Source organism: Roseomonas sp. USHLN139, from assembly GCF_037145735.1.
Classification (GTDB): Bacteria; Pseudomonadota; Alphaproteobacteria; order Acetobacterales; family Acetobacteraceae; genus Pseudoroseomonas.
The window spans coordinates 1-2,589 of sequence record NZ_JBBCWY010000030.1 but is presented as its reverse complement, the minus strand read 5'-3'; the positions used below and the strand labels follow the sequence as shown (position 1 = coordinate 2,589).

The 2,589-nt window shown below is 70.6% G+C and carries 4 protein-coding genes; all 4 read left to right on the top strand.

The window, feature by feature from the left end:
* The first annotated feature begins 123 nt into the window (after positions 1 to 123).
* The gene (locus WFI16_RS26885) at positions 124 to 552 is read left to right on the top strand and encodes a chemotaxis protein CheW (RefSeq protein ID WP_419900918.1); all 429 of its coding nucleotides are present in this window, start codon (positions 124 to 126) and stop codon (positions 550 to 552) included.
* A 175-nt stretch (positions 553 to 727) separates the two neighbouring features.
* Entirely contained in the window at positions 728 to 1,102 is a 375-nt protein-coding gene (locus WFI16_RS26880; protein WP_419900917.1) for a response regulator, read from the top strand.
* A gap of 109 nt (positions 1,103 to 1,211) precedes the next feature.
* Positions 1,212 to 1,715, top strand: a complete 504-nt coding sequence (locus WFI16_RS26875; RefSeq protein WP_419900916.1) for a hypothetical protein — start codon at positions 1,212 to 1,214, stop codon at positions 1,713 to 1,715.
* Positions 1,708 to 2,484, top strand: a complete 777-nt coding sequence (locus WFI16_RS26870; protein ID WP_419900915.1) for a hypothetical protein — start codon at positions 1,708 to 1,710, stop codon at positions 2,482 to 2,484. Before WFI16_RS26875 ends, WFI16_RS26870 begins: the two co-directional genes overlap by 8 nt.
* The last annotated feature ends 105 nt before the right edge of the window (positions 2,485 to 2,589 follow it).

The following is a 2,589-nucleotide window of genomic DNA, read 5'->3' as shown; positions in this document are numbered from 1 at the left end:
ACAGCGCTCTGCTCATCACCACCGGCCTCCTCCCGGCCAACAGGGTGAATCAGATTTCCAGCCGCCCGGGAATCCCCGTCCGAGTCAAACAGGTCGGATCATGCTCTAGGCGCCGGCACCACGGTGCAGGTGACGCTGCCGCTCAGCATGGCCGTCACCCGGATCATGACCATCGAATGCGCCGGGCATCTGTTCGGCATCCCGATGAACGCGGTCGTGGAAAGCGTGCGCCTGGCGCCGGAGACGGTGAAGCGGATCCGCGGATGCGAGGCCTTCGTGCTGCGCGACCGCATCATTCCGCTGCTGCGGCTGACCGAACTGCTGGAGGTCGGGAATGGCAGCGACCCGGCGCCGCAGGAGGATCTGCCGGTGCTGGTGCTGCGGGCGGGCCATTCCACCGTCGGCCTGGTGATCGATGCCTTCCGCGAGAGGATGGAAGCCATCGTGCGGCCGCTGGAGGGTGCCCTGGCCGGCGTGCGCGGCTTCGCGGGCACCACCCTGCTCGGCGATGGCCGCGTGCTGCTCATCCTCGACGTGGCGGAGCTGATCTGATGCCGGCTGCCCCGGCGCCGCCCGGGCCGGCGCAGCGCGGGCGTGGCATTAGCAGTATCTACGGATTCCGCCGCTATCGTCTGGCGCCAGCCCGACGCAGCCCGCCTGCCCGTTCCGGCCCGGTCCATCCTTCAGGATCTGCTTCTTCGTTCCAGGCCTTTGCGGAATCAGCGACATGAAATCCATCCTGCTTGTGGACGACAGCCCGACCCTGCTGATGAGCATGGCAAGCGTGCTCGAGCGCAGTGGCTTTGCCGTCACCAAGGCCGCCACCGGCGAGGAAGGGCTGGACAAGATCCGCGGCGCCGCGGCCCCCTTCTCGCTGATCATCACCGACTACAACATGCCCGGCATCAACGGCGTCGAAATGGTCCGCCAGGCGCGCAAGCTGCCGGGCAGCCGCTTCACGCCGATGCTGCTGCTGACGACGGAATCCGAGCAGAAGAAGCGCGACGACGCCAAGGCCGCCGGCGCGACCGGCTGGCTGGTGAAGCCGGTGCCCTCGGACAAGCTGATCCAGGTCATCAAGCAGGTGGTACCGGGCGCGTGACCGCCCGCAGGCCGCCCGGCGGCGCGCCCTGCCGGCGGCGCCGCAGAACGCCGCGCGCCCGGCATGACCGCCGGGCCGATCCGGTTGCCTGAGCAGGACAAGCAGCGCCATGGCCATTCGCTACAAGGACCACATCGCCATCCTGGATGACCATTGCGCCGTGGAGGAAGCCGAGAGCTTCCTCGACTGGATGCGGCAGCAGCAGGAGCCGATGGTGGATCTCGGCGGCTGCTCGCATCTCCATGCCGCCATCCTGCAGATCCTGCTCGCCCTGCGGCCCACCATCCTGGTGCCGCCCGAGGATGCCTTCCTCCGGCGCCTGCCGCTCGACTGGGCGCCGCCCGCTGCCGCCACGGAGCCAGCGGGCGAGGCCGAGGCGGCCGCGGAGCCTCCCGCCCTCGGGCCGGAGATCGCCACCGGCCAGGACCGCATCGCCGCAGACGCGGCGGAGCAGGCCGCGCCGGACAGGGCAGAGGGGGAAGCCGAGGCGGCGGCCAGCGCAGCCGCCGGGGACGGGTCGGAGGCCCGGCCGCGCCCGTCGCTGCAGGAGCCGCTTCCCGTGCAGCTCGGCCCGGCCGACCGCCGGCCCGGCGAGGAGCAGGCCCATGGGTGATCCGCCGCGCTGCGTGGCCTTCGGGTCGGACCGGGGCGGCGTCGGCAAGTCGAAGGCCGCCGAGCTCTATATCTCCCGCCACCTGCTGCAGCACGGAAAGCTGCCGCTGATCCTGGAGGTGGAATCCGACCCTCGCCTGCTGCAGATCTACGGGGCCGAGGCGGTGCGGCTGTTCCGCTTCGGCCAGGACAGGCTGGCCGATCTGGAACGCAACCCCGCCCTGGTCTACCGGCTGTGGGACGCCGTCGGGGAGGCCTGCCTGCAGGCCAGTTCGGAGGTCGTGCTGGACCTCGGCGCCAACATGACCCGTCCCTTCGCGCTCTGGCTCAACGAGTATGGGGAGGAGGGGCCGTTCGGCGCCGGGGGCGGCCTCGCCTTCTATGGCGTCACCACCGGCGACCTGCTGGCCGTGCAGAGCGTCAACCAGGCGCTGGGCTATGTCGCGCAGGCCGTGCCCGAGGCACAGCGGCACCTGGTCATCAACGAGAAGGAGGCGCAGTTTCCCCTGGCGTCGGAGGCGCCGGTGATCCGCGAGATGGCCAGGCGGCACGGGCTCCGCCAGATCCACCGGCTGCCGGCCTGCCTCTCGCCGGCGCTGTCGCATGTCGTCGACCGGCAGCTGCGACTGGACGAGGCGGTGGAGAAGCCGGTCGAGTGGTGGCAGGCCGAGTGCGGCATGCCCCGGCTGGAGGCGGTGCGGGCGCGCCGCCGGCTTGTCTCCTTCCTGGATGACGGCATCCGGATGTTCGACGCCGCCGCCATGGCCTAGAGCATGATCCGACCTGTTTGACTCGGACGGGGATTCCCGGGCGGCTGGAAATCTGATTCACCCTGTTGGCCGGGAGGAGGCCGGTGGTGATGAGCAGAGCGCTGT

What these genes read in the sequence shown, in the direction of transcription:
- WFI16_RS26880 (WP_419900917.1), top strand. Translation starts at nt 728, where the DNA reads ATGAAATCCATCCTGCTTGTGGACGACAGCCCGACCCTGCTGATGAGC.
- WFI16_RS26875 (WP_419900916.1), top strand. Translation starts at nt 1,212, where the DNA reads ATGGCCATTCGCTACAAGGACCACATCGCCATCCTGGATGACCATTGC.
- WFI16_RS26870 (WP_419900915.1), top strand. Translation starts at nt 1,708, where the DNA reads ATGGGTGATCCGCCGCGCTGCGTGGCCTTCGGGTCGGACCGGGGCGGC.